The sequence below is a fragment of the Sporotomaculum syntrophicum genome (assembly GCF_009932395.1).
GTDB classification, from domain to species: Bacteria; Bacillota; Desulfotomaculia; order Desulfotomaculales; family Desulfallaceae; genus Sporotomaculum; species Sporotomaculum syntrophicum.
In genome coordinates this window covers 350,124-374,315 of sequence record NZ_LSRS01000002.1, presented here as the reverse complement: position 1 = coordinate 374,315, position 24,192 = coordinate 350,124, and the positions used below count along the sequence as shown (strand labels likewise).

General features: G+C 49.2%; 24 protein-coding genes. 5 read left to right on the top strand and 19 right to left on the bottom strand.

Features of this window, described 5'->3' with window-relative positions; translation table 11 throughout:
* Nucleotides 1–26: 26 nt before the first annotated feature.
* Nucleotides 27–761 (bottom strand): hypothetical protein, encoded by a 735-nt coding sequence (locus SPSYN_RS04135; protein WP_161821228.1) that lies wholly within the window; start codon nt 759–761, stop codon nt 27–29.
* A gap of 33 nt (nt 762–794) precedes the next feature.
* On the opposite strand from SPSYN_RS04135, the gene SPSYN_RS04130 reads away from it, so the two are divergent.
* Complete coding sequence (locus tag SPSYN_RS04130; RefSeq protein ID WP_161821227.1) at nt 795–1,277, top strand: hypothetical protein; 483 nt, start codon at nt 795–797, stop codon at nt 1,275–1,277.
* Between the two features lie 71 nt (nt 1,278–1,348).
* Here the strand turns inward: SPSYN_RS04130 and SPSYN_RS04125 are convergent, their stop codons facing one another.
* From SPSYN_RS04125 to SPSYN_RS04095, 7 genes are read right to left on the bottom strand one after another with little or no spacing between them, the layout of a single operon-like run.
* Nucleotides 1,349–2,446 carry a glycosyltransferase family 1 protein gene (locus SPSYN_RS04125; protein ID WP_161821226.1) on the bottom strand — a complete coding sequence of 366 codons (1,098 nt, stop codon included), beginning with the start codon at nt 2,444–2,446 and terminating at the stop codon, nt 1,349–1,351.
* Between the two features lie 12 nt (nt 2,447–2,458).
* Nucleotides 2,459–3,565 carry a glycosyltransferase gene (locus tag SPSYN_RS04120; RefSeq protein WP_161821225.1) on the bottom strand — a complete coding sequence of 369 codons (1,107 nt, stop codon included), beginning with the start codon at nt 3,563–3,565 and terminating at the stop codon, nt 2,459–2,461.
* 4 nt (nt 3,566–3,569) lie between these two features.
* On the bottom strand, nt 3,570–4,727 hold the full coding sequence (locus SPSYN_RS04115) for a glycosyltransferase family 2 protein (RefSeq protein ID WP_161821224.1): 1,158 nt from the start codon (nt 4,725–4,727) through the stop codon (nt 3,570–3,572).
* Complete coding sequence (locus SPSYN_RS04110) at nt 4,721–6,166, bottom strand: B12-binding domain-containing radical SAM protein (RefSeq protein ID WP_243152921.1); 1,446 nt, start codon at nt 6,164–6,166, stop codon at nt 4,721–4,723. Before SPSYN_RS04110 ends, SPSYN_RS04115 begins: the two co-directional genes overlap by 7 nt.
* 28 nt (nt 6,167–6,194) lie before the next feature.
* A complete protein-coding gene (locus SPSYN_RS04105) occupies nt 6,195–6,800 on the bottom strand; it encodes a sugar transferase (protein WP_161821222.1) in 606 nt (201 codons plus the stop codon).
* 1 nt (nt 6,801) lies between these two features.
* On the bottom strand, nt 6,802–7,629 hold the full coding sequence (locus SPSYN_RS04100) for a formyltransferase family protein (RefSeq protein WP_161821221.1): 828 nt from the start codon (nt 7,627–7,629) through the stop codon (nt 6,802–6,804).
* Between the two features lies 1 nt (nt 7,630).
* On the bottom strand, nt 7,631–8,308 hold the full coding sequence (locus SPSYN_RS04095) for a PIG-L deacetylase family protein (protein ID WP_161821220.1): 678 nt from the start codon (nt 8,306–8,308) through the stop codon (nt 7,631–7,633).
* A gap of 211 nt (nt 8,309–8,519) precedes the next feature.
* Between SPSYN_RS04095 and SPSYN_RS04090 the strand changes: the two genes are divergently transcribed.
* The gene (locus SPSYN_RS04090) at nt 8,520–10,364 is read left to right on the top strand and encodes an asparagine synthase-related protein (protein ID WP_161821219.1); all 1,845 of its coding nucleotides are present in this window, start codon (nt 8,520–8,522) and stop codon (nt 10,362–10,364) included.
* Between the two features lie 58 nt (nt 10,365–10,422).
* On the opposite strand, the gene SPSYN_RS04085 is transcribed toward SPSYN_RS04090, so the two are convergent.
* On the bottom strand, nt 10,423–10,563 hold the full coding sequence (locus SPSYN_RS04085) for a hypothetical protein (RefSeq protein ID WP_161821218.1): 141 nt from the start codon (nt 10,561–10,563) through the stop codon (nt 10,423–10,425).
* Between the two features lie 201 nt (nt 10,564–10,764).
* Here SPSYN_RS04085 and SPSYN_RS04080 point away from each other — a divergent pair, with 201 nt between their 5' ends.
* Both SPSYN_RS04080 and SPSYN_RS04075 read left to right on the top strand, forming a co-directional pair.
* The gene (locus tag SPSYN_RS04080; RefSeq protein WP_161821217.1) at nt 10,765–11,703 is read left to right on the top strand and encodes a phosphoenolpyruvate carboxykinase (ATP); all 939 of its coding nucleotides are present in this window, start codon (nt 10,765–10,767) and stop codon (nt 11,701–11,703) included.
* Nucleotides 11,700–12,017 (top strand): lasso peptide biosynthesis PqqD family chaperone, encoded by a 318-nt coding sequence (locus tag SPSYN_RS04075; RefSeq protein WP_243152901.1) that lies wholly within the window; start codon nt 11,700–11,702, stop codon nt 12,015–12,017. The genes SPSYN_RS04080 and SPSYN_RS04075 overlap by 4 nt, the downstream gene beginning before the upstream one ends.
* A gap of 32 nt (nt 12,018–12,049) precedes the next feature.
* On the opposite strand, the gene SPSYN_RS04070 is transcribed toward SPSYN_RS04075, so the two are convergent.
* The 6 genes from SPSYN_RS04070 to SPSYN_RS04045 form a co-directional block, all read right to left on the bottom strand.
* The gene (locus SPSYN_RS04070; RefSeq protein ID WP_161821216.1) at nt 12,050–13,840 is read right to left on the bottom strand and encodes an ABC transporter ATP-binding protein; all 1,791 of its coding nucleotides are present in this window, start codon (nt 13,838–13,840) and stop codon (nt 12,050–12,052) included.
* Between the two features lie 26 nt (nt 13,841–13,866).
* Nucleotides 13,867–14,346 carry a lasso peptide biosynthesis B2 protein gene (locus SPSYN_RS04065; RefSeq protein ID WP_243152900.1) on the bottom strand — a complete coding sequence of 160 codons (480 nt, stop codon included), beginning with the start codon at nt 14,344–14,346 and terminating at the stop codon, nt 13,867–13,869.
* Between the two features lie 552 nt (nt 14,347–14,898).
* A complete protein-coding gene (locus SPSYN_RS04060) occupies nt 14,899–16,701 on the bottom strand; it encodes a polysaccharide biosynthesis protein (protein WP_161821423.1) in 1,803 nt (600 codons plus the stop codon).
* Between the two features lie 58 nt (nt 16,702–16,759).
* Entirely contained in the window at nt 16,760–17,014 is a 255-nt protein-coding gene (locus tag SPSYN_RS04055; protein ID WP_161821215.1) for a hypothetical protein, read from the bottom strand.
* Nucleotides 17,015–17,099: 85 nt separating this feature from the next.
* Nucleotides 17,100–17,801, bottom strand: coding sequence for a CpsD/CapB family tyrosine-protein kinase (locus tag SPSYN_RS04050; RefSeq protein WP_161821214.1), 702 nt, complete (start codon nt 17,799–17,801; stop codon nt 17,100–17,102).
* A gap of 160 nt (nt 17,802–17,961) precedes the next feature.
* Nucleotides 17,962–19,416, bottom strand: a complete 1,455-nt coding sequence (locus tag SPSYN_RS04045; protein WP_161821213.1) for a phosphoglucomutase/phosphomannomutase family protein — start codon at nt 19,414–19,416, stop codon at nt 17,962–17,964.
* Between the two features lie 159 nt (nt 19,417–19,575).
* Between SPSYN_RS04045 and SPSYN_RS04040 the strand changes: the two genes are divergently transcribed.
* Nucleotides 19,576–19,743, top strand: coding sequence for a hypothetical protein (locus SPSYN_RS04040; RefSeq protein ID WP_161821212.1), 168 nt, complete (start codon nt 19,576–19,578; stop codon nt 19,741–19,743).
* A gap of 1 nt (nt 19,744) precedes the next feature.
* Here the strand turns inward: SPSYN_RS04040 and SPSYN_RS04035 are convergent, their stop codons facing one another.
* The 4 genes from SPSYN_RS04035 to SPSYN_RS04020 form a co-directional block, all read right to left on the bottom strand.
* Nucleotides 19,745–20,824, bottom strand: a complete 1,080-nt coding sequence (locus tag SPSYN_RS04035) for an MraY family glycosyltransferase (protein ID WP_243152899.1) — start codon at nt 20,822–20,824, stop codon at nt 19,745–19,747.
* Nucleotides 20,825–21,016: 192 nt separating this feature from the next.
* Entirely contained in the window at nt 21,017–21,445 is a 429-nt protein-coding gene (gene fabZ / locus SPSYN_RS04030; protein ID WP_161821211.1) for a 3-hydroxyacyl-ACP dehydratase FabZ, read from the bottom strand.
* A 94-nt stretch (nt 21,446–21,539) separates the two neighbouring features.
* Nucleotides 21,540–22,640: a polysaccharide pyruvyl transferase CsaB gene (csaB, locus tag SPSYN_RS04025; RefSeq protein ID WP_161821210.1), complete on the bottom strand. Its 1,101-nt coding sequence runs from the start codon at nt 22,638–22,640 to the stop codon at nt 21,540–21,542.
* A gap of 102 nt (nt 22,641–22,742) precedes the next feature.
* Nucleotides 22,743–24,155 (bottom strand): GumC family protein, encoded by a 1,413-nt coding sequence (locus tag SPSYN_RS04020; RefSeq protein ID WP_161821209.1) that lies wholly within the window; start codon nt 24,153–24,155, stop codon nt 22,743–22,745.
* Between the last annotated feature and the right edge of the window lie 37 nt (nt 24,156–24,192).

The following is a 24,192-nucleotide window of genomic DNA, read 5'->3' as shown; positions in this document are numbered from 1 at the left end:
GCTCGTCCACCTCGCCAATATGCCTGCTACTCCTTTAAACCTGAGAAAGGCAGGCCAGCAGGTTGCTCAGATAGCCAAAGGGGCACCGAAGCCTCTGCATCAGACATCTCCATGCTCCGGGCGAAAATGTATTCTACGCCCCCGAACAGAAGCGCCAGATAACTCAGCGTCATAACGTTGGGGCGTTGGTAGATAGAGATCAAGAACAGCAGGACAAAATAGATGCATTTGCGCTCCCCCCATTTACCGGCCATGGGTAATAGCAGCAACCCCAGCATTAGACAAGCAAAGCCTACAAGTCCGTAGTCAATAATCAAATCTTTGTAGGATAAAGTAGCCCCAAACCTATCGTTTACCCCGGTGCCCAGGCCCAACCACCGCTCTTCCGTCTGCATATACACGGCAAAAAAGGCATCATAAGCCCTGTTGGTCCGGTTATCGCCCGCCAGACCTTTGCCGGAAATCTCGAAACGAGCGGCCAGCTCATCAACTACCGGGTTGACCGACCGCAGATAGGGCAACAGGTACACCAGCAGGAACAACCCAACCATGATCATAGCCAGCAGGTCTTTCCTCTTTTCCGTAATCGCACAGAACACCACATAGCCGGCGCAAAGGATGAAGAAGGCCAGGGAAAAGGACAGGACACCCGCCACCAGCAAGATGAGATTACCTATTTTTCTTAAGTTGAACTGGTCTGCAATGAGCAGCAGGGCCGCAAAGGTGCCAACCACACCGGGCTCGTTAAAAGGGCCACACATCCGACTGACGTAACCCCCCTCAAGGATATAAAAATGGCTAAAATGCAAGTAGTAGTAACCGTGGGCGGCAAGGACCTTGCTATAAAAATAGGCTTTTTCAAAGAGCCCTGTGCCCAGGAGCATGCGCATCCCGTAGACAAGGATGCCGAGGAAGAGCAACACCACCATGATCTTGCGAAAATAATGGAACACCTTCAACTTACTAAATGTATCCAGCAGCAGGAACTCGCAGATGAGCAGGGCCGTCAACGCTGTAGAGACACTGAACTGGAACTGGCCGGAATAAGTATGGACGGACTGGTAAACAAAAAACCCCGCCACGAACAGGCAAGCGAGAACATTCCGTATGCTCCACTGGAACCGCTTGAAAAAATACACCGCTGTGATGCAGAAAAAAAGAATAACCAGGCCATTGATCACCGTATTCCCCAGCTGGCTGTAATCGGCCCGCCGGATATTGGGCGGAAAATCAAAAATAACGAGCATGGCAAACAAAAATGGCATAAAACAGGTTAGTATGTAATCCAAGCTAAGGTTGAAATTGAAGCTGGTGTTGATTTTCATAATGTCTTTTGTCTGCTCCTTTGTCATCCATCCAGCAGCATGGCAGTGACCTGCTCAGCAGTTTTCTGGATATGATATCCCTTTACTTCCAGGATACGAGTGTAGCACCCCCGGTCATGGACACCCAACGCCAGGCTCTCCTTGACCCAGATACTTTTATTTTCAGCCAGGGGAAGCCGCTGCACCAAATCCGTGAGTACCACCTCTTTGGTAATGGTGTCGGAGATAAGGCAGGGCAGGCCGGTGGCCTGTGCCTCCACAACCACGTTGGGCATCCCCTCGTAGAGGGAGGGGAGAATAAGCTCGTCCATAGCCATCAGCAATCGGGGCACGTCGGAACGTACCCCTAAAAAGAGAACCCGCTCCGCCAACCCTTTTTTTCGGACCAACTCTTGGATGGAGCCCTCAAGTTCCCCGGTGCCAACCAGCATTAGACAGGCTTTCTCACACCGGCTCACGAGCTGTGCAAATACCTCTATCAAATAACTATGGTTTTTTTGTTTATTAAAACGGCCTATATGCCCTACCACAAAGGCATCTTTACAGCCAAGCTCATCTCGTACTCGGGCTCGAATGTCCGGGTCAAAGCGGTACTGCTCTAAAGGCAGACCGTTGGTGATGATGGTCACTCTGCCTTCTTTAACTGCCTTATCCCCAAACAGCCACCCAGCCGCCTGATCGGAAGGAGCCAGCATGCCGGTTGCCAGGGTCCTTACTAGAGGTCGGGAAAGTACTGCAAGCAGATTTGCAACGCTACCTCCGCCGGAGCTGGAATTAGTGGAGCGCACCAGGCGGATTTTGGCCCCACCCATCCTTGCCGCCAGTAAATCCAGCCAGGCTACCGGGTGCACCGCCACCAGCAAGACAGCATCATAACACCCGAACTTCACCAGCCGGCGGATGCGGTTAAAGGACTTTACGGGGTAGCGGGATTTTGAGAAACCACGGTACATCCTACCGCCCAGAGCGAAGATCTCATCCTCATAAAAGTTGCGTCCCGGCCGGTTTACCAGAAAATCAAACTGCAATACGTTACGATCGATGTACCGGTAAACCTTCATTAGAAAGGTTTCAGCACCGCCAGCATCCATGGTATTGGAAATAATCAGGACTCGTTTCACGACACCACGCTCCTACGGGTCCCCGGCCATACATTGCCGGTATACGGACAGCAGATTTTCCGTAGCCGCCTTCAGAGAATATTCAGCCTTAATTTTTTCACAAGCCCGCTCCCCGGTACTCCTGCGGAGCTCTGGGTCCGCCAGGTAGCGGTTCAGTTCCCGGTAAATGGCCTCGGCGGACCTGGGCGGCACTACGCTGCCCAGGCCGGCATCCGGGAGTAACTCCCGTACACCGCCCACGTCGGTAGCAACACAGGGCAGCCCCATAGCCATAGCCTCCAGCAGAGCGTTGGGGAGCCCCTCATGGAGGGAAGGCAGGACAAAGGCGTCGGAATTACTCAGGACGGCGTTAATATCTGCTCTATTACCCAGCAGCAGCACCCGGTCTCCAACACCCAACCTGGCAACGTTGGCACGGAGGTTGGCCTCCTCACTGCCGGAACCAACAAGGCAGCAATAAATATTTTGGTGCTCGGCAGCCAGCCTGGCAATGGCCTCAATCAGGTAGCAGTGCCCTTTGCGAACCTCCAGCGCACCCACGCTGGACACAATAAACCCATCCCGGGGGATGTTCCACTCATAACGCAGATCGGGATAAGTTTGCTTGCGGTCAAAAATAGTGAAGTCAATGCCGTTTATTACCGACATGGTGGGAACGCGGTTGCGAATCACCTGCCGCACCTCGTCCCGCACCTTGTCGGATTTGACCAGAAAACCGGAACAGCCCCTGGCCAGCCACCGATAAAAGCGGGGGTACAGAAAACGGTTTATTGGCTTAATCCCGTCATATATGATGGGATTATTCACGGTAATAAAGATATGCCCGTATTTTTTCTTTTTCCAGGCTAGATAGCCATAGATGCCGCCGCTAAGAATAAAGGTATTCACAATATCCGGCTGAATTTCATCAAGCATATTCCTCACCCGGCCTGTGGTAAAGCAGCTCAAACCTGTGATAAAGAGACGGTCCGGGGTATCCTTCAGCTCGTCCACCAGCCAACCCCGGGGAGCAATCAAGTATATATCGTGACCCAGCCCTAACAGGGTGCGAAACATATCCCGGAGGTGTTTTTGTGCACCTCCCTGCATGGAATTACTTATAATAAAGACAATTTTCATGCTCTCAAGCCCTTTGGGTTTCCCAGGTTGAGCTCTGCTTACCGCCGAGGTATTTAAAGAAGCCCACCAGCAGAGCAATATTCACCGCTATAAAATAGCAGGCCATCTGAATAAGCTTCCCGACGATACCCGGGAGCCTTCCGCCGCGGCGGTTAATAAACCAGTTCAGAAGTAATACCCCATAGCCGAGTACCTGCAGCCAAAAGACCACCAGCATCACCGGGCTGAAAAAGCTCAGGACTAGGTTCGAGAAAAAAGCGGCGATGAGCATAAAGGGCACCAGCCACTTAACTACCCGGTGGGACACGTAGGAAAAGGAACCTTTCCGGGGTAGCAGCATGCGCCAAAAAACCGCCATGGCTTGATAGTGTCCGGCGCCGTCCCGGACATGGCGTTTGAACTGGCTGCTCATAGCATCGTTAGGCTTTTCATAGGCTACGGCCTCCTCCGCCATGACCACATCCCAGCCAGCCTGCAGGGTGTAGTTAGCCATATAGAAATCGTCGTTAACGATGCCCGGTGGAATTTCGGGAACAATACCCCTGCGCATGGCGTAAAGACCGCCGTTGGCGCCGGACAGACGGCCCAGCTTGGACTCCTGCATTTTAACCCAGTTCTCGTATTTCCAGTAAGTGCCCAGGGATTGCGCGCCTTGGCCCGAATTCTCGTCTACGCTGTAATGGAGCAGACCGCTGACCAGACCGATGGCCTGGTCACCGAAACGGCTCACCAACTTGCGGATCGCCTGGCGGTCAAGCAAAGTATTGGCATCGGTGAAAACCAGAATATCTCCTCCGGCCTCCCGGAGCAGCGCGTTCAAAGCCTGCACCTTACCCCCCCGGGGAAGATCAAAAACCTTTAAATTCGGCATAGTCGAGCAGGACCGGGCAATCTCCACCGTGCGGTCGGAGGAGCCGTCCGAGCCAATAAGGAATTCTATCCGCTCAGCAGGATAGTCCAGCTCACTCATATTCTTTATTTTATCCGCAATGACGCACTCCTCATTGTAGGCAGCCACCAACACCGAGACCAGGGGAACCGCGTTGTTGTCCGTGACATAAGACCGGGCAGGGAGTGCTTTCAAAATCAGCGGATATATAGCGTAAGTGTAAAGGGGAGCGAAAACAGCCACAAAAAAAATGACATACAACAACGTTACCATGCTTTACCCCGTCCAAATAAATACTTTCTAAAGGTACCAAAGGCTTTAAAGGTCTTCTTGGCGTCTTCCAGGCTGGTTAGTACTTCACCCAATTTCATAACAATATACTTCGTTCGGAGGTAAAATTTCCTCCTGGCATAATCACAAAAGTCCACCAACTCTTGACTGGAAACCTCCGGAGTAGTCAATACGCAGTTGTGCAGCCCTTCAGCAGTTAACCAATCATCGTAACTGGCAGCTTGCAGATAATTATTCCGCTTTGCCCAGTCATAAGCCCTGGTTCCCGGGTAAACCATCAAAGGGAAAAACTGCGCAGTATCCAGGCGCAGTTTTTTAGCAAACTCCAGTGTCTCCAGCATGGTCTCTTTAGTCTCACCCGGATTACCCACCATGAAGCAGCCATGCACTCGCAACCTGGCTTTCCGTGCATTTTGGTTGAATTTTAGGGACTGCTCCAGCGTAATGCCTTTATGCATATTATTTAAAATCTGCTGATTACCGCTTTCAAAGCCGGCAACGATTAATTTGCAACCGGCTTTTTTCATTACCACCATCGTTTCGTATTGTAAAGTAACTCTAACCTGTACAATCCATTTGAGTTTAACCTTGTTTTCAATCATCAACCGACAAAATTCTTTAACACTCTCCTGGTCGACAACAAAATTATCATCATCAATAAGAATTTCCTTGACCTCGGGAAAGTTTTGCGTAATATAAACGCACTCGTCAAAGAGGTTTTGGGCACTGCGCCTGCGATACTGCTTGCCGAACATGACCTGGGAGTACATACAGTAAAAGCACCTTGAGGGGCAGCCCCGGCTGGCAAAAATACTCACTGTGGGATAGCTGACATGAGCATAAAAGTAATCTTTTATATCCAAATACTTCTTATACACTTCACTGACAAAGGGAAGCTCATCGAGATTCCGGATATAATCCCGATCCGGGTTATTAACCACCTGCCCCTCCGACATATAACTAAGACCGGTTATTTCGGCATATTGTTCCGGACTATGCAGCTTTTCCGCCAGTTCCTTCAGCGTATAATCATACTCGCGGCGAGCAATAAAATCTACCCATGCATGCTCAGGCAGAATTTCATCGACACAAGCCGACGCATGAGTACCTACAAGACAGATTTTAACCTCCGGCAGCACCTCTTTGACAGCCCGGCAAAACGCCAGGTCACTATTAATACTCGGTGTGGATGTGTCAACAACCAGCAATTCCGGTTGAAAAGCTTCGATTTTTTTTAAAGTATTCTCCTTAGTTAAACACCTGGCAGGTGCGTCCACCAGCTGCAGTTCATGCCCCTCCCGGTCTAAAACGCCCGCCGCATAGGACAACCAAAGAGGGAAATAAATCGTCCCGCTTTTATTGACCGCAGGACTTCTGGAGCTCTTTGAATATTTATTAAGAAATGGAGGGTTTAGTAGCATAATTCTCACGGTAACGTTCCTCAACTCGCTACAAATTGAATGTTCCTTTATAATTAATGTATTTATCCTCGCCCTTAAGCACCACACCAAAGGTTTTCATTATAATCCGGAAATCCAACCACAAGCTGAAATGCTTAACATAATACACATCGAGTTTATATCTCTCTTCCAGCGGCAGATAGATGTTACCGCTGACCTGTGCCAATCCCGTTAGCCCCGGTCTTACATTTAGCCTCTGCCAAATCTCATCTGTGTAATCCGCCAGAGAATCGACCCTTTCAGGGCGCGGCCCCACCAGGCTCATTTCGCCCTTTAAAACATTGAGCAGCTGCGGGACTTCATCAATTTTGCTCCTACGCAGAAATTTACCAATCGAAGTAATGCGATCATCGTCCAACATAACCTCTTGTCCCTTTACCATACGCTCAGACCCCGGCCTCATGGTGCGAAATTTAAACACTTTAAACAGCCGTCCATGCAAACCAGGGCGCTCCTGTATAAAAAAAACCGGCCCCGGAGAGGTTGCTTTAATCAGTAAACCGATAACAAACCAGACAGGCAGGAATATTACCAGAAGGAGCAGCGCAATCACCAGGTCAAATAATCGTTTAATGGCTTTCTGAACATCAAGCATCTTATCCCTCAATTTCATAATCAAGCGGCATCAGGTAGCCATCCGCCAGCTTAATCGAGTTACTGTCGCCATCGCTCTCCGCCTGAACCTTAGCCGACCAAATCCGGAGCACCTTCCCCCCAAAACGGTAAAAGGCACCCGGGTAGGGATGTGTAACCGCCCGAACCATGGTACCGGCTTCAGCCATGGTCATACTGCTAAAGATTTCGCCATCCTCAGGTTTCCTGCCCGGCCATACGGTAGCGTCAGCTTCGCATTGTTTGGTCAGAGTGATATTATTACTCATGATGTCGTTCCAGTAACCGGCAATAAGTTTCCTATGCATAGCATCAACCTTTTGATAGAGCTCTGTGGCTGTGGTTTGCTCATCAAGACTAATCACCCCTTGAGCTATAATGTCACCGGTGTCAACACCTGCATCCAATTTAAACATCGTTACCCCAGTTTCTTTAAGCCCTTTAAGGATCGCCCAGGGTATAGAAGCCCTGCCCCGGCCAACGGGCAAAAGCGTGGGATGCATACCGATACAACCGCAGGCAGGCGTTGCCAGCAACTCCTGGCCGGCAATTTGTGACCAACCAATGATAAATAACCAGTCAACTGAAAGGTCACGCAAAGCCGCAATGGTTGCTTGCTCATTAATATTATCGATTTTTAACAGCGGCGTATGATGCTTGGCGGCAAGTTCATCAAGATAAACTCTGCCGGACTTTTGCTTTGCCTTTTCGTTCTTTAGGGTAATCAGTAAGTCCAGCTTGCCACCAATGCGATATATTTCCTCAATACAGCTTAAGCCTAATTGCACGCAAGTTGCAAATGCTGCTTTCATTTTATAAACCACGCCTAAAAGCACTCTCGAAGGCTTCAGCATAAACCATGCCGGCCTGCCCGCCACGATAAGCGGCAAGTCCTTTAAGCGCTTCTACACTGCGAGGGTGCGGGTAATTTCTCATTACACCGCAATACTGGGCAAGTGCCTCCAGTTTTTTATCCATTCCCGCTTCGCCCACTTCGATATAGGTATTTGGCGTGAACTGATTCATGCCCTTATTCAACCCCCAGTCTGTGGCTGATGACACTTCCATAAAAAGCAATTCTTTGATCGGGGTTACATCAGTCCTTCTTTGAAATAATCGTACAGCAGCCTGGCAGGCAAGGGAAGTATGTAAATGATCATTATTTAAATCAGCCGGGTGATGAGTGAAAATAACCTGGGCATTGGTTTCAACGATTGCTTTTTCTATAAATTGAACGAGCTTAAGGTGCGGAACCGTGTTAAATTGAATATTGGGAAAGTTACCTTGAAAAACTCTTTCGACACCTAAGATGCGCATAGCGCTGTTAACCTCTTTATCTATCTCCTCTGGATCAGAGCAGTAACTTCGCGCATTAACATTACCTGACAGACAAACATTAACCGAATGACCTTCTTGAGCCAGCTTATACATAGTAGCTCCTGCACCTAAAACCTCGTCATCAGGATGTGCTGCGACAATTAAAAACGTCATCTAATCAATTCCCTCACTTCTATAAACTGCTCAACTAGAAGAATTTTAGCTTGTACCAATAGTTATGTCAATGACAGGGTTAAGAGTTGATTTTTATTCTACCTATAGTCTATCATTATCATCAGGTAAATACTACAATTTAGTTGAAACAGTAAATACTTGTTAGTTGATAACAAAAAAAGCCAGGCAAAGGGAGGTTAGTGGAGCTAAGATGGGTGCAATTTTTGGTATCCTACACCTCACCGGTGAGCAAGTAGAGTTACTGCACCTGCAGAAGCTGGAAACCAAACTCAGACATTATGGGCGGGATAAGCAGGCCAGTGAACTTGACCACAACCTGGGACTGGGCGGTTGTCTTAATATAGCGATCAGCCAGTCACCGGAAGAGGAACCGCTGTATAGCGATGAGACTTTTGTAGTCACAGGCGATGTGCAAATTTATAACCGCCCGGAATTAATTGCCCGGCTGCATGCGCACAGCCAGGCCAGTAATCTGTCATTGCTGCTGGCGGCCTTCAAAAAATGGGGCAATGAGTGCCCCAAATATATTAACGGCGATTTTGTGTTTGCTATTTGGGATAAACAGAACCGGCAGCTGTTGATTTGCAGAGATCACCTGGGTGTGCGCCCTTTGTTTTATTTCTACAACGGGTCCAGCTTTGCTTTTGCCACCGACCAGCGCGCACTGTTAGCCCTGCCCTTTGTGGGCAGGCAGTTCGATGAGGTTACCCTGTATGCCAGGCTCTCCGGTACCTATCATCTTGCCCCTGAAGCCACCTATTTTGCCCAGCTGAAACGATTGCCGGCAGCTCACTTACTGAAAGCTAATGCTCACGGTATAGATATACAAAAATACTGGACACCTGGCCGGCACAAAATAATTTTAGCTGAAGAAGCAGATTATTCCCGGGCTATGTATGATATTGTTGCCGACGCGGTCAAAATCAGGGTAAGTAAACGAGCCAAGCTGGGCACCGAACTTAGCGGCGGTCTTGATTCCTCCGTGGTAACCATTTTAGCCCGCCGGGAATTGTTAAAGGAAGATAAACAAATCGTGTTGTTTTCCTGGTCCCCGCCTTATGAAATGGTAGACAAGCAGCCGAACGACGAGCGACAGCTAGTGGAATTAGTTTGCCATCAAGAAGGACTGCAAGTGCAGTATTTTGACCCGCGCCAACCCTTTGCTAGAAATTTCGGCGAACTGCGCCTGACCTACGCCGCATTGGATGAATTTAATCAGGAATACCAGTACCTCACGGCACAGGGTGTCAAGCTGATCCTGTCCGGCCAGGGAGGAGATGAGGCAGCCAGCTATCGCTACAGCATGTACGGCATGTTTGTCAATGGTTACTGGCGGCATTTCTGGCAAGAAGCCAGATACCTGGCTAATGGCTCGCCGCGGCGATTAGCCAGAATAATTTTCGATAATGCAGTGTTGCAGTTATTTGCTCCTCTGAATTATTTGGGCAAGTATAATATTTTCCGCCGTCTCCGCCGGCCTGGAAAAAACGATTGCATATTGCTCAACAAAAATTTCGCCAAAAGGCTGAAGCCCCGCTGCCAAGAAGATATTCTATATTATCGCGTCAATCCGGTGAAAGATATTGCATCAGGCGATATCCAGGTTCGCACCGAGTTGAATGCCTTGCTGGGTGCTCATTACAATGTACAGCATTTATACCCCCTGTTAGATCACCGGGTAGTTGACTTTGCCATGTCGATCCCCAGAACTCTGTTCCTCAAACAAGGCATAAATCGCTATATCTACCGCCAGGCCTTTGCTCATATATTACCGACTGAAGTGTGCAACTTTTTATCTAAAAACGATATCGCCAGATCAAATTATTACTACAAAAAAAGATATAATGAAGTGAACAATTTAATCTTAACCGTTAACCGGCTCCAACGTGACTTGTTTGCGGAATATATTGACTGGGATCATTTCGATAAAGCATTGCCCATGCTGAAAGAAAATTTACACATACAAAACTTAACGGCACGCCTGACCGGTCCCCTTTATGAGATTCAGCAAATCTTAGCCGAAGCAGACAAATAAAAAAAACCAAGCAATTGGTCTGACCAACCGCTTGATGCACTTAAATTATGTGTGAGTATTAGCTTTTACAAGTACCGTAGTAAAACCATTCTTGGCTACCGTATGCCTGTTGACATTCCGATGTGCCCTCGCCTCCGCTTTTGGTAGCGCTTACTTTAATTTCCGATATGTCGGGCTCATGCCAGCTTTTTTTAGTCATCGCAAGCACCCCTTTCTTTTTTTTTCACCCAACAATTTCTTTAACTACTTGAACAATAGCACATTACTCCATAACTGTAAAGTCATTATTAACCGGCATGAGCAACAATTTCTATAAATTTCTTAACATCTGTTGTCTATTATAAAAAAACATACTAAGATAATAATAATTATGTGGCGATGAAGGAATGTTGGAATTAAGATGCATCATTATCAGTTATTTGGAATCCGGGTCAGATCGGAAATTTACTTACCGGAACTGCTGCCGGCGGCTTTCCCCCAGGACCAGCCGGAGGTCGCAATTATTTTGGGTACAGTACCGGAGAAAATAGCAAATCCCGTCCAAAAAGGTGTAAATTACCAAATAGGCAAGGGACAACTCATCTTCCATGTCCGTGACGTGGCCGGCTTTTATGTTTCTCAGGGCAACAGGATTGTAGTGGAGCCGTCTGAAGGCGCCCCGGGAAAAAATGTGCGGCTGTATCTTTTGGGCACTGCCTTTGGCGCACTGCTTATCCAGCGCGAGATCCTGCCCTTGCACGGAAGCGCAGTGGCCGCTCACGGGCAAGCCGTGATTTTCACCGGGTTATCCGGAGCCGGCAAATCATCCCTACTGGCGGCTTTTCGCCAAAAAGGCTATCCTTTTTTAACCGATGATATCGTAGCCATAACCATAGCCCCGGACGGCAGCGCACTTGTACACCCCTCCTATCCCCAGCAAAAGCTCTGGCGTGACAGTACTGAAGCCATCGGGTTTGAGACTGAATCATTAACACCCTTGTACACCGAGTTTGGGCAAGATAAATTTGCGCTACCTGCACACCAAAGTTTTTGGCCGTCACCGTTGCCGTTGGCCGCTATATACGAAATCCAGGCCACCGAATGCCGGGAAGTCACCCTGCAGCCACTAAACAGTTTTGACAAGCTGGCCGTACTGCTAAAGAATACCTACCGTCCCTACCTGGTGGACGGGCTGGGGTTGAAAGCGGCGCACTTTAAACAATGTGCGGAAGTTTCCAGGCTGGTTGCCATTGCCCGGCTAATCAGGCCGCTAAAAGTATTTTCTCTGCCGGAACAGGTACGCTGCATTGAAGAGGATCTAAAACGGCACATTGTAGACAAGGAGGTCGAAACAGTTTGAAGACACCAATAGTTATTGGCGAGAATAGCATCGTGAGCCAGATGCCTGGTCTGGTGGCGGTTGATATAGGTAACGAGGAAAAAGCAATGCTCAACATCCAAAGCGGCAAATATTACGGACTTGACGATATTGGCAGCCGTATTTGGGAGCTCATCGAAAAACCGCGTACAGTCCATGAGGTGGTTGTGGAACTGTTAATAGAATACGAGGTTGATGAGAAAGCCTGCCTGCAGAGCGTTCTGGCGTTTTTAAATAAACTAAATGATAAGGGATTAATTCAGCTCGTTAGCAAAACAAGCAAGTTTGACTACTAACCGGCAATCAGGAACAAAAACCGTTCCCTTTCTCAGGGGGCGGTTTCACTTAAATTGGCTAAAGCGTAGAAACGACTATACTTGTTGTTCATCAAGGATTGATAATTGCCGATTTCAATAATCCGCCCCTGCTCCAGCACGATAATATTATCGGCATTTCTAATAGTAGATATGCGGTGAGCGATAACTACGATGGTCAGCTTGCCCTGCAGGCTTTCAATGGCCTGCTGAATGCGCTTTTCATTTTCCGAATCCAATGAACTGGTGGCTTCATCTAAGATCAGCACGGATGGTTTGCGCAGCAGCGCTCTGGCCAGAACCACACGCTGCCGCTCGCCGCCGGACAAACGTACACCCCTGTCACCTACAACGGTACCAAGACCATCCGGCAGGCTTTGTACAAAAGCTTCGACAGAGGCCAAACGCAAAGCTTCCCACATTTGCTCCTCCGTAGCCTCCGGACACGCCCACAACAGGTTGTCCCTGATAGTTGCATTCAATAGAAACGGTTCCTGAGGCACATAGCCAATGGAACGCCGCCAGGAGCGCAAATTGTCGTCCAAAGGCTCACCATCAACTAAAATCTCACCCTTAACCGGTTTGAGCAACCCCATGAGCAAATCCACCATAGTACTTTTGCCGGCCCCCGAAGAGCCGACAAAAGCCGTAGTGGTCCCAACAGGCAGTTCAAAGCTCGCCTCCTCAACCACAAAACCGGCCCGCTCCTCGGCATAACCAAAGGAAACATGACGGAATTCAACCCCGCGCCGCAATTGCAGTTTGGTAGCCGCACCATCTTCCGCAAAGTTTTCCTGGGCAGCCAGGCACTGATTTTCCAAATTTTTAACTACATGAAAAGCTGGCAGCACAGAATTGATATGCTGCAAACTTGACTGCAAGGATAAAACCCTTGGCCAGATACGGGCAGCAATCACCGTAATCACGATAAACTCCTGGGGGTTGAGCTTAAATATGGCAATAGCGAAGAATAAAAAAACACTGATCAAAACCGCTGAACCCACTTTGTTCAGCATAGTCAGCCCGGTTTGTATGCGGGCAAAGTTAATTATATTATTCTTCATCATGACCCGGACACGATTATAGTTGGCAACCTGAGCCTCTTCAATACCATAACTTTTGATCTCTTTTATGCCGTTTAAATGCTCGGTCAGGGTAAAATATAAACCTTGATTTAAATCCGACAACTCCTCCCCTATTCTGCGAGCTTTCTTCACAAAACCACGTAAAGCTACAAGCAACACAATAGCACTGGCCAGCACCAAAGAGGTCAGACCGGGTGCAACCAGAAAAGCAACCACAACCTGCAACAGTGTAATCGTGGCCGCCGAGATCATTTGCAAAAAAACTTGTATGCCGCTATGCACCCGCAGCAATTCAGTAATCAAGACATTAGATATATCGGACTTAGCCTTAGAAACCAAATATTGCCAATCAGCATAGGCTACCGCCCGAAACAACCGAGTAGACAAATGAACAACATACGATTGCTGAATTCCCGTATTAAGCAGAGTCTGATAACGTTGCAACCAGCTTTGACCTACAATAATACCGACATATAACAACAACACCAGGGGCAGCGTCAGAATCACACCAAGAGCACGCAAAAAATTATCAATCCAGGCAATTAAACCACTGGCAGCTTCCACACCAGGAATAACCCCGGCTACAATTAGCAAGGGTATCACCATTAAGATTCCGACACTCTCCAGCACGCCGAGCATAACCATCAATAGTCCGTTGACAAGGAATTTAATTGGCGATAAGGCATACAGTTCCTTGATGTAACCCAAAAACATGCCCATTCATTACCCGCCCTTTACGTTCACGTTCACTCGTTGTCCAACCCACCATCGGTAAATTTACCCACCACGGCATACTTATCCAAGTTATAGTTGCCAGTTAATATCATATCACCACATCTCAGCCAGGCATGAGCCACCATTTTGTCCTCCGGATCCCGACCCACACCTAAATAAAGTGTATTACTGATACGAGATTGCCGTAGTAGGATCTTGCCCACGATTGCCTGGACCAGGCACTTGCTCTCCCACGGCGTATGCCGGCACACAGTTTCTACCACCCTGCCAACCCGCCTGGCTGCGTTAAGTTTTTCATGGTCTTCCTCAGCAGGTGATTCCAACTCCTGGTTACCTAGGAACCCGGCTAGCCAGCGAAAAGGCAGCAAGATAATTGCCAGCCGCACAACCCCGGCCAGGACAAAGGCTTGTAAGTAAAGCCACTGCTCCTGCAAAGGCAAAAGAACAAATTTTAATGTTCGTCTAAGCAATATCAACAAGCCCTTGCTCATATAGTTGTCAAATCCCTCCAGACCTTACTCCCTTGCCTAAGCAAATTAAGATATGGTTTCGTAACTAGCTTTACTCATACTATCATACCATGCCTCGTAGCAATGACCACCGTTATTTAAGAACAAATAGCCGGACATAGCCTGCCTTTCGTATACCTCAGCACTTAATTTTCTTAATAAGTCATTATCATCTTTCTGACGCTCAGTTAATATCTTAAGGAACCGGTAAGCAGAAATATGGAACCCTTACCGGCAATGCCAGAACTCCTACTAAAGAGAATAAAATACACCATCAAGAATTTCTGGCAAGCAATAGGCTTGTCCTACAAATCGTAGTAACCATAGCAACTATACTTTAGAAAATATTTCGATGCCAATATTAGTTTGATGAACATAAAATGAAAAAATTCCCCTACAAAATGCAGGAGGAATATAAGTGGTCAATTAAGAATCAACACTATTGCCAATAGACATATTATGTTTGTTTATCATTACGCATTCAATTATCTAGGTATTGCAATTAGTTTAAAGAAGTTTAAGCCTGACCCCAAACTAACCTACCATCTTTCGATAACTCTTGAAGTTAGGCAATATCGCCGAGAGGGCATTAAAGACATCGCTATCTTTTAGCCTGGTAGGGTCTTGGGACAGGAGCAACAGTTGCTGCTCCTGGGTAGATATATCCACCAGGCAAGGCTTGGCCACGAAAATTCGTTTATGTTTAGTGGCAGAAGAACCTTCCTCGGCAGTGAGCAATTCTTCGAATAGCTTTTCCCCAGGCCTGATGCCCGTAAATTTTATTTTTATATCCTTGTCCGGCTCTAAACCGGACAACCTGATCATATCCCTAGCCAGGTCCACTATCTTCACAGGCTGCCCCATGTCCAGGATGAATACTTCACCGCCGCCGGCCATTGAGCCCGCCTGGATGACCAGCTGCACCGCTTCCGGTATGGTCATGAAGTAACGTTTCATTTCCGGGTCGGTGACGGTAACCGGGCCGCCTTTTTTTATTTGCTGTTCGAATATAGGCACGACGCTGCCACGGCTACCCAGCACGTTGCCAAACCTCACGGCTGCAAACCGGGTTTCGCTGATCCGGTCCATTTGCTGGACAACGAGCTCGGCCATCCGCTTGGTGGCTCCCATCACGCTGGAGGGGTTCACCGCCTTATCAGTGGAAATCAGCACAAAGGTTTTAGTGCCTGCGCGGTCCGCGGCCTCAGCCAGGTTTTTGGTACCCAGTATGTTTGTTTTCACAGCTTCGTCCGGGTGCATTTCCATCAGGGGCACGTGCTTATGCGCCGCAGCGTGGAATACCAGTCCTGGCCGATATTTTATAAAAATGCGGTTTATCTTGTCCTTGTCCCGGACATCGGCAATTTCTACCCTCAAGGGTAGTTTCTGATACTTATCGGCCAGTTCCAACCAGATACCGTGGATGCTGTTTTCTCCGTGGCCCAGCAGGATCAGTTCTAATGGTCTAAACCGCGCTATCTGCCGGCAGAGCTCTGAGCCTATGGACCCCCCGGCCCCGGTTACCAATACGGTTTCTCCCCTGATATAGCCGGATATTTCCTCCAGGTCTAGTTTCACCGGCTCTCGTTGCAGCAAATCTTCAATTGCCACCGGGCGCAGGTTACTGACGGATACCTCGCCGTCAATGAGCTGGTACAGGCCGGGCAGTGTCTTTACTTCCAATGTGGTATTTTTGCACAACTCGAATATTTCTCTAATGGTCGATGCATTTGCGGAAGGAATGGCAACAATTATGGTTTCTATGCTGTATTGCTTGCACAGATTGGTTATCCGGTCCCGGGTGCCCAGCACCGGGATATCTAGTATACTCTGGTGCTGCTTGTTCATGTCGTCGTCGATATAGCCTACAGGCAGCAAGCCGCTGTCGTGATTTTTCAGTTCCCGGGCTACCTGTACGCCGGCGTCACCGGCCCCGACGATTAATGTGCGCTTGCCCTGGCGGCCATATCCTTTTTTGTAATCCATTCGAATGCGCCAACCCAGCCGGGAGATGCCCACCAGCAAAATTATGAAGGCCCAGGACACCACCAGAACGCTCCGGGGGAGCAGTGTTTCAGATAGGTAAGTGAAGGCAACTGTGCCCAGACAACCCAGGGATACCGCCTGGACGATGGCAAAAAGCTCACCGGTGCTGGCATAAGCCCAGACCCGATTATACAACTTCATTAGGTAAAGGCTGGCCAGGTAAATTAGTGTGATGACCGGTGCTATTTTGTAGTAGTTAATTAGATAAGAACTGGTTAAATTAAAGTTTTCAAAGCGCAGCATGTAAGCCGCTATAATGGCGAAATTAATCAGTATAGCGTCGCATAGCATGAGTAAAATTTTTCTTAACAATCCGTTCACCGGCAAACCAAGCCTGCCTCCTTCTTATTTACGGTATCTCCAAGCATTTTTTAGCCAGTTCCAGCTGGTACTGCAGTGATTCTTTTAGCGACCGCAGGTCTTCTACACTGAGATCTTTAATTTTGGCTTTCCCGGCAAACTGTTGCACCAAATATTCTATTTCGCCGCTGCTGTAGCCAATATTAACCAATTTTTGTTTAATCAGTTCAATATTATTTCTCTCCCTGGTCAGCCGACTGGCTTTGCAGTCTTGTGCACCAGGGACAGGATAATCTATGGGCAAAGTAATATCCTCCTCTTGGTTTATATCTAAAGGCTCAAAAATACATAAGGTGAATATGACAGGTATTTATTCAAAGCATGTTATTTTACGAGGCGTCCGGTTTATTGTTGGAGTAGTAATAGTAGTTGTAGTAATAGTAGTTACCGGCTGAGGTATCTACATCGTTCAGTATTACACCAACCATTTTGGCGTCCACCTTGTTCAGCTTATTCAGGGCTTCCTTGGCGTGATCGATGCGGGTATCGCCGCTCTGCACCACCATCAGCACCCCGCTCACCATGGAGGAGAGCAGGACAGCATCGGTAACCATGTTCACGGGAGGTGAATCCACCAGCACGAAGTCATAACCTTCCACGGCCCGGGAAAGCAGTGCCTGCATGCGCTGGGATCCCATTAGTTCTGCCGGGTTGGGGGGAATGGGGCCGCTGGTTAATACATATAAGCCTGGAATTTGAGTTTTCTGCGCCAGGACTTTCGGATCGGCATCATTGATCAGCGCCTGGGTGACCCCTACGCTGCTGTTCAACCCAAATACCTTATGCATACTCGGCCGGCGCAGATCGCAGTCAATAATCAATACTTTTTTATTGACTTGAGCCATCACCACACCCAGGTTGGAGGTGACTGTGGTTTTGCCTTCTCCCGGCCCGGCGCTGGTCACCAGAATAATCTGATAGGGTTCATCCAGGCTGGCATAATTGATATTAGTGCGCAGGGTACGGAAAGCTTCCGCAAAAGGAGACTTTGATGCGGTTGTGAGCAGCTCCGTAGCTGTTTGATCGGCCATTATATGTACCTCTTTATTAAGGATGATATGTAAAATATATACTAGTTATTGGTGAATATTACTTCGGCATAAAATATCAATTGTCCTTCTTTTATTTAACAATATTTATAAATAAAAAGCGACATACCTATTAAAAGGTATGTCGCTTTTGATTGCCTTTTTAAGACCTGGTTAAGCCTATTAGCTGCATCATATCGCCCTGAATTTGTTGGACCCGCTGCTCATCCCCTGCTTCGGCGTAGATCCTGAACAATGGCTCGGTGCCCGATGCCCTCACCAGCGTCCATTCCCCACTGGCCAGCACCAGCTTGAGTCCGTCTAAGGTGATTTTATCTTTTACCGCCTCTCCGGCTACCTGCGCCGGGGCAAAACTTTTTAGCTTATCCAGCACGTCTTGCTTTTGACCCGGTGTGGTGTGTACATCCAGCCGGTCGCTGCATAATTTACCATACGCCTGGTCCAGTTCTCGGGCTAATTCGGCTAGGCTTTTGCGGTTAACGGCCACTATTTCCGCCGCCAGCAGACCAGCCAGGATGCCGTCCTTCTCTGGAATGTGCCCCTTAATGGACAGGCCGCCGCTTTCCTCGCAGCCCAGCACGCAGCCCTTCTCCAGAAGATTCTGGCCGATGTATTTGAAACCCACGGCAGTTTCGTAAACTACCTGCCCGTGTTTTTCCGCAATACGGTCCAGCTTGTGGGTGGTAGCTACCGTGCGTGTTACCGGCCCGAGCAAACTTTTTTTAGTAATCAGGTGGTGGTAGAGCACGGGAAAGAACTGGTTTGGAGTAATGTAATCGCCGGTACTGTCGATGATGCCGAACCGGTCGGCGTCACCATCCATAGCCAGCCCCAGCCGGCCATGCCCTTCCTTCACCCAGTCACAGCTACAGGCCAGGGTTTGGCATGTGGGTTCCGGCAGGTCGCCTCCAAACAGCGGGTCTCGAGAGCAGCGGCGCTGTTCCACAGTAATGCCGGCCCGCACCAGCATAGCGTCTAGGTAGCCAATGCCGCTGCCGTGCATGGCATCCACCATGATGTTCAACTTGGACTCGACGATGGCCTTCATATCCACCAGCTTCTCAAGGTGCTCAAAATATTCGGAGCGCGGGTCAATCATGATGCGTTCGGCCACCCGGGGCCGGGCCGGTGCCAGTTCCGCGGATTGTTCCTGGAAAAAGAACTTTCGCTTGCCGACACCGCTCTGCAGCCGGGCGATATTTTCTTCGATGGCCTCGGTGATATGGGGCAGGGCGGGGCCGGCATAATCGGGGATAAATTTAAAGCCGTTATATTCCGGCGGGTTGTGGCTGGCGGTGAGCATCACCGCGCCGGCGGCGTCGTGCACTTTAACGGCAAAGGCGGTCACCGGGGTGGGCAGCGGTCCGTTGGACAGGTAAACTTTGATGCCGTTCTGAACCATGACGTCCGCTATAGTGTCCGCAAACCGGCTCGAGAGAAATCGGTTGTCGTAGCCCACCACAATGCCCTTGTGGCCAATGTCCAGGCCGTTCACGTATTCAGCCACGGCCTGGGCTACAATTCGTACGTTTTCAAAGGTAAAGTCGTCCGCAATAATGCCGCGCCAGCCATCTGTACCGAATTTAATCTGTTGCATACCAAAATCAACCTCCTACCAATTTGCTCAGCCTTTACAATATACAAATTTTATCAAAAATAAGTATTTTTATCCAGTATGTTTCATATATTGTACAAGCTATATTTTACCTGCGGACTGTTTGTTTATTCATTATCCGCCAAAGGAGAACTACGGTCAATGAAAATTAAGAAGATTAAGTTAATTAAATTGGAAGATTTGTATCGGGAGGATATGTACAAGGACTACCTGGTAAGCCTTAACAGGGATAGGCAGGATTACCGGCAGTCTGCGGCGCTGCCCGGTTTAAGCCGGAATAAGAAAAGAACAGGCAACTGCCTGTCCTAGCTTACATTTTCCTCGATTGTTGGGTATTTTCTTTGGTACTTAAGCTGTAGCCTGATTGCTGCGTTCTGCCCAGTACTCCCACCCGGTTAGCCAGATAAATCACTACCACTGCCAATAGTACCAGCATAGCCAGGGCCTGGTGATTGGTCACCATGTTCAAGACTACCGCTGTGATGCCAAGGAAAGCGCTGAGCACGTATATAGTCAGCACCGTCTGCCGGTGACTGAGGCCCATGGCCATAAGGCAGTGGTGCAGGTGCTCCTTGTCGGGTTCAAAGATGGGCTTGCGCTCATGGCAACGTCTGACCACCGCAAAAAAGGTGTCCAGCAGTGGTACGCCCAGTATAACCAGAGGAATAATCACGGAAACAGCCGCAGCGCTTTTGGTCAGGCCTGTAACGGCCATGACCGCCAGGGTGAAGCCCAGGAACAACGAACCGGTGTCACCCAAAAATATTTTCGCCGGGAAAAAGTTGTGCTTCAAGAATCCAATCAGTGCCGCCACCAGGGTAAGCGTAAGCATAATATTTTCCATGCCCCCGGAACCCCACTGGGTCCAGGTTACCGCCGCCATGGTCATGGCGGCAATGGCGGAAACACCCCCGGCCAGACCATCCAGGCCGTCTATTAAGTTAACGGCGTTGGTGACCGCCACCACCCAGAATATGGTCACCGGGATGCTAAACACCCCTAAAAAGATCATTTCACCATTTAACGGATTAGTTATAAAATGAACTTGAATGCCAAAGGGCACGATTACCGCTGCGGCTAAAACTTGACCGGCCAGCTTGACCCGGGCGGAAAGGCCCTTGATATCGTCCAGAATTCCCACCAGCAGGATTAATGTTGCCCCTGCCAGCAGCCCCCAAACCTGTGGGGTCAAATCACGAAATAGTAGCACCGCCGCGACAAAAGCTAGATAAACGGCCAGACCACCCATGCGGGGCATGATACTGCGATGCACCTTGCGCGGGTCCGGGAGATCCATCGCCCCAACTTTTAATGCCAGCACCCGCACCGCAGGAGTTAACAGGTATCCCGCTATTAGGGCTAGCAGCAGGGGCAATATATAGTAGGCCAATTTTATCCCTCCAACATCCAGTTAAGTCAACGTACACGTAGCTATGGTTATTTTAGCATCTAGTGTTATATGCATAAAGAACAAAAACAGTCAATATTCGGGCTAATTTATTGATTAGCTAGAAAATTGCCCGGGTTTGTCCCACTTTTCCTCGTTTCACGGCGTTTATCTTACATAAAGGGACATGCAACGCTACTCCCGGTCTACGATGGCAAACATCAACTCCGCTTCAGCTACAGGTGCTCCGTCCACGGTGGCCACGGCCTTTCCCTTGCCCAGGCTGCTACGTACCTTGAGCAGCTCCACTTCCAGGCGCAGCACATCACCGGGCATCACCTGGCGCCGAAAGCGGGCTTTGTCGATCCCCGCAAACAGTGCCAGTTTGCCGGTAAACCCCGGCATGCTCAGCACGGCCACCGCTCCAACCTGAGCCATAGCCTCGATTACCAGTACCCCGGGCATCACCGGAAAGCCGGGAAAGTGCCCCTGAAAATAAGGTTCATTGGCAGATATGTTTTTTATGCCTACTGCTTTTACACCGGGCACTACTTCTTCAATGCGGTCCACCAGCAGAAAAGGATACCGGTGGGGCAATACCTCCATAATTTCATTAATATCCATAGTTTTGGGTAATCCTCCTTGATTTAGAGCGTGCACAGTTAGTTTAATAAAGTTAAAGCCTGACCCCATATATTATTGGCTAATTTCGTGATGTTTAAGACCGTCCCTTTAATATCTGATGAGCTATCCTGGCGGTTTGCTCGGATGTGCTCCGCAGGTCGAGAACCCGGCGGGAAATCTGCTCCCGCAGTTCCTTCCGGCTGGCTAAAAAATTCTGGGCCATGCGGGTAAGGTCGTCGCTCCGCACATCCCCGGGCTGACCTGCATGTGGGATGCCCAGACGATTCAGGAACCGCTCCACCTTAGGGTCATAGACAATGCCCAGGGGCGGCACACCGTTGACCGCAGCGAAAATTAGAGCATGCAGGCGCATGCCCACCAGCAGGTCTAAGTTGCCCACCAGGGCAAGCATCTGGGACACGTTTAATTTTTCTTCGATGATGACATAGGGATCGAGCATAGCCGCACCCAGCCTCTTAGACAAGATCAGGTCTGCAGGGATTTGCATGGGGATAAATACCACCTGCATCCCCGCCCTGGCCAGGTTATCGCAGACCTGCACCAGCCTGGTTTCCCAGGTTGAACGGCCGGGAATAGGACGCACAGCTATCCCCACCAACGGGCTACCCGGGATTATACCGTGCCGGGCGAGTATCCCCGCACCCTCCGCCAGGTTAATATCGCCGGGGTGCAGCCCCAGTACCGGGTCGGCGGTAACCTCAACGGTCCGCTGCACGCCCATTGCACGCAGGTCCTTTAGGGATTCGCCATCACGCACGGTAATGGCCTGTACGCCCTGGGTAGTTATACCTACCAACCGACGCCCGGTGGGCGTATTTACCGGGCCGATACCCTGGGCGTAATACATCACCGGGCGTCGGAGCATACGGGCCAGCCAGATGATACCCAGGTAATAAAACAGACTTTTGCCTCCGGTAACGTCCTGGAGTAAGCTGCCCCCGCCGCAGATCAGCAGCTCACTGCGCAGCAGGGCGTCGGCTACCTGTCGCATGCTCCAGCGATTTACTGCCTCAACACCGTATTCCCGTGCGGTAATAGCCGGGTTGTTGGATAACACGGTAATTTCCAGACCGGGTATCTCCCTGCGCAGTGACTGCAGCATGCTAAAGAGCACCGCCTCGTCCCCCAGGTTGTCAAACCCGTAATAACCGGATATGACTATTCTGTGTCCCATTTTTGCACCTCGCTGGTTCATTGGGATTTAGTTAATTAAACCCGGGCAAGACCCCGGGCTTGAAATAAGATACTTGTAGCTATTCTTTGAATTCAACACATGTCAGTTACGGCGCAGCCTGAAGAACCTGCGACTTGATTTGCCTTCCGCCTGTCTAGATGGAATTGTGCCCATTACTGGAAGGCCCAGGTGTTTTTGCACATCATCGGGGCTTTTAATGGTGTTATCCATGAATTCCAGTAGAAAGGCCAGACCTACCGAGATCATCAAGCCAAGCACCAAAGCCACCGCCACGTTCATTTGTTTATTGGGCTTAACCGGACTGGATGGTACCAGTGCCGGTGAAGCTATATCAATGGTGGTATTGCCCATATCAATAGACCGGGCAATCTGAGTTTGGGTAACCTTTTGGGCCAGCAAGTTCTGTGTTTCCTGCAGGCGGTTGATTTCATTCTGAAGTTTCTGCTGATCAATTTGCTTGCTGCTCAGCTGCGACTGCAGTGCAGCCAGCTCAGACTTCAGACGGGTAACGGTATTCTGGTTAGCCGTAAACAGGGCCTTTTTTTCTGCCAGCTCGGTTTCCTTGGCACTGAGCTGTTCACTTAGTGAAAGGTAAACCGGGTTAATTTGTTCCTCAGTCACGACAGTAGCCGGTGGTTGAACCGGTTCAGTTTCAGCAGCAGGATCGACAGGTACAAAAGTATCCGCCGGCTGGGTATACTTAGTGGTAATCTTCTGCGGCGTGGAGTTCAGCCTGTCCCGCAGGCTGTTTACCGCTGACTGCAGCTGTGCAACCTGCACCCGAGCCGCGTCCAGGCTGTTCTGGTAGGTGTTCAAATCTGTGGTCAGGATTTCAAACTGCTTCTGCATGAACTCAACGCTGGTGGAACCGGCATTAAAATTTTTCATCTCGGTTAGTAATTTATTCAGCTGCTGCTCCGTCTCTGCTTTTTGCACGCTTAAAAATTCTGTAGACTGCGTCATCTTTCTTTCATTTTCTTCCGAAAGGTAGGCCAGGTATTCTTCTGCCAAGCCATTAGCCACATCGGACGCCAGCCGGGGATCGGTGTGCTGTACCTTGAGCATAATAATGTTACTGTCCTTGGCCACCTCGGCCCTAACCATGCCGGCCAGGTTTTTACCGCTATAGCCCTGCTTATCCAGACCTAATCTTTTGACTGTCCGCTCATACATGGTGTCGCTGGTCAGCTGTCCCACATAGGTATTCATGGTCATAACAGGCATGCGGGATACGGTGCTGATTACCGATTCCAGGTCATCTGTATTGGCTTGACCTGTGGTTCCAAACTTAGTGGGGTCGGTAACGGGCATAGTGACCACCAGCATGGACTTGGCTTCGTATACCGGATCAATCACGAAATAGCTCATAACCACACTGATAGTTAACGCCACAGAGCTTATAGCGATAATTAACCAGCGCCATTTTCGTAAAACCTCCAAAATTTGCCGCAAGTCTATAACATCGGATTCAACATAGTCCTGTTTTTCTTCCAAAGGTAGTTCACTCCCCCAAGTTGCTTAACTGTATATT